The sequence below is a fragment of the Collinsella sp. AM15-2 genome (assembly GCF_003471985.1).
Lineage (GTDB): Bacteria > Actinomycetota > Coriobacteriia > Coriobacteriales > Coriobacteriaceae > Collinsella.
On the sequence record NZ_QRKO01000040.1, the window covers coordinates 1 to 3,861 of the forward strand.

Annotated in this window: 2 protein-coding genes; both read right to left on the reverse strand. The window is 59.2% G+C overall.

The annotated features are described in order from the left end of the window. Nucleotides 1-403 precede the first annotated feature (403 nt). A complete protein-coding gene (locus DW171_RS09900) occupies nt 404-1,600 on the reverse strand; it encodes an Nramp family divalent metal transporter (protein ID WP_055252163.1) in 1,197 nt (398 codons plus the stop codon). A gap of 74 nt (nt 1,601-1,674) precedes the next feature. Further along, nucleotides 1,675-3,519 carry a magnesium transporter gene (locus tag DW171_RS09905; protein ID WP_118271093.1) on the reverse strand — a complete coding sequence of 615 codons (1,845 nt, stop codon included), beginning with the start codon at nt 3,517-3,519 and terminating at the stop codon, nt 1,675-1,677. Between the last annotated feature and the right edge of the window lie 342 nt (nt 3,520-3,861).

Genomic DNA, 3,861 nt, shown 5'->3' on the forward strand with positions numbered 1-3,861 from the left:
GACGGACCTCGGGACGCTCTTACACCACGTCTGCGCGCGCCACCCCCCAAACAATCAAAACAAGCCCTTTTCGCCGCAACCTCAAAGGTCTGTGGGCAAAAAAGGGCAAATATGAGTACTGTTACCATTTTAGTAGCAGGCAAAACCACCCAAAATGACGTCCGAGCAACCCCTACAACCCCCTAAAGCAGCCAACCTGACTTGTTTAAGGTGTATTGGAGCCAATTTTAATGAACATACTATAGGTTATGTTCATTATCTTCTTGGCCGTAAATGTCATCAGTCTAGCAACAGTACTCATATTTGGCATTTTTTGCCCATCGTTATATAGCTGACCCCCTGTAGCGGGCAAAAAAGAGGCCGCAGCCCATGGCCGCGGCCCGCTCGAAACCCAAAAGAGGCGCTACGCGCTGTAGCCCATCGCTTGCAGCACAAACATGACGACCGTCAGCACCGTAATCACGCCGATAGTCGCCCACGTGAGCACGTTCCACACGCGACCGTTGCGGTTGGCCCCCATAATGTGGCGATCCGCCGCGATAACCACCTGGAATACCAAAACTACGGGCAGCAGCACGCCGTTGATGACCTGCGAGGTCATCATAATCTGGAACAAATCGACGCCGGGCATGAGCACCAACACGGCAGAAATGCCGATGATGGCCGTAATGATGCCGCGATAGACCGGGGCCTCGTCCCAGCTGCGATCGGCGCCTCGTTCCCAACCAAATGCCTCGCAGATGGCACTCGACGTAACGCCCGGCAGCACGCAGGCAGCCAAAAAGCTCGCTGCGACCAGGCCCGAGGCAAACAACACCGTGGACCACTGGCCCGCGATGGGCTCCAGCGCGCGGGCGGCATCGGCGGCATCGCTAATCTGAATACCCGCCGGGAACAGCACAGTACCGGTCGTGATGATAATGAAGCCCGCAATGATATCAGCAGCAATCGAACCGCTCACGGTATCAATACGCTGCAGCACGATGTCGTCCTCGCCCGCATTCTTATCGACCACGTTGTTCTGAGCCAAGAAGATCATCCACGGTGCGATGGTGGTACCGATCGTTGCGACCACGAGCGACACGTAGCTGGGGTCGTTTTGAATATTGGGGACGACCAAGTCGACCGCGACCTCGCCCCAGTTGGGGCCGGCCATAAACGCGGCGACGATGTAGGTCACGAACACGCAGCTTACCAGCAGCAAAATCTTCTCGATGCGCTGGAAACTGCCCGACATGGTAAGCATCCACACCAGCAGCGCCACGAGCGGCACCGAAATGCTCGCCGGCACGCCAAACAGGGCAAGTCCGCTCGCGATACCCGCAAACTCCGAAATGGTCACGGCCGTGTTGGCGATCAACAGCGCCGCCATGGCCAGCACGCTCTTGCGCACGCCAAAGCGCTCGCGAATGAGCGACGCCAGGCCCTTACCCGTGACGCATCCGCAGCGCGCCGCGGTCTCCTGCGTCACGATGAGCAGCACGGTCATGACGGGAAGCATCCAGAGCATCTTGTAACCATAGCTGGCGCCCGCGCTGGAATACGTGGCGATGCCGCCGGCGTCATTACCCGAAAGCGCCGCCAACAGACCGGGGCCCATGGCGCCAAAGATGGCGGCGATGGTCAGCTTTTGCTTGGTGCTCGCCTTTTGCTTCGTGTTTTGCACGCGACCACCTATCCCATGACCGACATGGTGAGCAGCACCGCGGCGATGCAGTACGCCACACACGAGATCATGACGGCGATAACGTTCATGGCGGTACCCGACGTGTTAAGGTCGTGCTCGTCGCGCCAGAACAGCACCATCAGGTAAATCACGGCGCTCATGTTGCCCACCAGGCAGATGATGGCGGCAATGTTAAAGCAGCCGGTAAAGAGCTGCTCCTCAAACATAGAGGCATCGGGGAACGCAGCGGTGCGCACCAGCTGCGCGCACAGGTAAGTAACAAGCGAAAGGATCAGGCCCATGCCCATGCTCTGGAAGAAGAATCCCAGGTACGGTTTGGGCTCGTCGTCGTGACCGTCGTACTCGAGGAAGTAGTTCTTGACGAACGACACCATGCGCGAGGCAGCCAGCAGCACGAGCGGCATGGCGCACATGGGGAACACCACCAGATGCGCGGAGCCCAGCGCCGTCCCCAGCACCGTCGCCATAATGCACGAGGCGATGCCCCACACGACGACCCAGTACTGACGATGCACGAACCAGCTGAGCACGTTCGTCGAGTCGTCCGACGCGCTATCGCCCGAGCCGACACCGGCGATCTGCAGGTCCTCCTGATGCTCCTCGGCGATTACGTCCATGGCGTCGTCGAAGGTCACGATACCCAGGATATGACGGTTCTCGTCGCAGACAGGGATGGCAACCAGGTCGTACTTGGTCATCTCGTCCGTCACGTCTTCCTGGTCCTCGTCGGGCGACACGTAGACCAGATCGCGATAGGCGAGCTGGCCCAGCGTGGCGTCGCGGTCGGCCACGATCAGCGTGCGCAGCGAAAGCACGCCCGTCAGCATGCCGCTCGGATCCTCGGTATAGACGTAATAGACGCTCTCAAAGTCCTCGTCGAGTTTGCGAATCGCCTCGATGGCATCGCCGACCGTCGCCGTGGCGGGCAGCGAGACAAACTCCGAGGTCATGATGCGGCCGGCGGTGTTGTCCTCGTAGCCCAGCAGATTACGAATCGCCTTCTCCTCCTTGACGCCCATCAGGCGCAGGAGCTTCTCGGCCTTCTCATAATCGAGCTCGTCGATCAGGTCGGCAGCATCGTCCGGGTCCATCATGGCCAGCATCGACGATGCGTCGGTATCGGACAGGCCCTCGAGCATCTCGGTCATGAGCTCGTCGTCATCGAACTCCGAGATGGCCTCGGCGGCCTGTGCCGTATCGAGCTGCGCGAACACCTGCGCGCGCAGGCGCGGGTCGAGCTGCTCGATGATGTCAGCGATGTCGGCAGGATGCAGCTCGCCAAGCGTCTTGTGCGACACCGAGAGCTGGATGTTCTTAGTCGAGCGATCGAGCAGGTCCATGTAAGACCAGGCGATAATGTCCTCGCTGAGCGGCTTGCCCAGGTGCTTCATAAAGCCCTCGACGACGTGCTCGAGCGCGGGGCTGATCGCGCGCAGCAGACCGCGGGCGCCGACCTCGGCACCCAGCAGGCGCAGCTGATTTTCGCCCGACATGGAGAACTTGATGTCGTTGACGCGCACGACCTTCATGCCCTGCGTGTCGACAATCTGCTTATTGAGCACGTCGCGAGCCAGCAACAGCTCGGTCGGCTGCAGGTACGAAAAACGGATTTCGGTGGCCGGCGACTTAAGGTGCACGCCCGTCTCGTCGATACGGTCGACCCATTTGCGCCAGCTGATCATAAACGGCGTCTTGCCGGGACCACGGAACGCGAGCGACGTCACGTGCGGAAAAACTTCGCCGGTTGCAATGCCAAAATCGTTCACAACGCCGAGCTTTTCGCCATCGACGTCCAAGACCGGCAATTTGAGCATCTCACTCAGATAATTCAATGGTGCTCCCCATCATTATTCCTGCGGACCGCGTGACCATGCCGGCACGCAATCCGTGGACTTTTAGACATGTATACGCATGCGCGGGCGGCACGCCGCTCGGCGCTCACACCCCGTGCACGCGCAGAAAGCACCTGCATGGGGTCATCGACTGTATGGTCGAGGTTTGGATTTCACCTGTAACCTTTCTCTTGACCCTCATTAACCGCAGTAACTATAGCATCAGCATCGCGCTGCGGCACCGAATTTATGCGCTGCACATTGCAGGCATACCAAACACTGACGTATCCGTGACATAGTCATTGGGTGTTCCTATAGTTTTGTCAACCTTCGACGCTACTC

What these genes read in the sequence shown, in the direction of transcription:
- DW171_RS09900 (WP_055252163.1), bottom strand. Translation starts at nt 1,600, where the DNA reads ATGGGCCCCGGTCTGTTGGCGGCGCTTTCGGGTAATGACGCCGGCGGC.